Annotated in this window: 1 pseudogene; it reads right to left on the reverse strand. The window is 46.6% G+C overall.

The features are described 5' to 3' along the window. Window positions 1-363 (reverse strand): annotated as a pseudogene (locus tag A3761_RS05055) (flagellin); the annotation flags it as partial.

Genomic DNA, 363 nt, shown 5'->3' on the forward strand with positions numbered 1-363 from the left:
CATCAGCACCCGCATCTGCTGCACCTACTGCGAAGCCGTTAATTACCAGGTCACCCGCAGCCATTGCTGGACGAGCATCGGTAGATGAAACAGAAGACAAACCTGATGTGATATCTGTACCTAGCATTTCCTCTGACACCTCAGAGATTGAAACGTCTATTCGATCACCAACGTTTGCACCTGTTTGGAAACTAGTACCCTGGAAAGAACCATCTAAAAGGTTCTGACCGTTAAAGTTTGTTTTCTCTGCGATACTCGCAATCTCGGTTTTAAGCTGCTCAACCTCTTCTTGCAGTGAAGAACGTTCCAATGATGTATTCGTACCGTTTGCAGACTGCAATGCTAGTTCACGCATACGCTGCA

The organism is Oleiphilus sp. HI0123 (assembly GCF_001635315.1).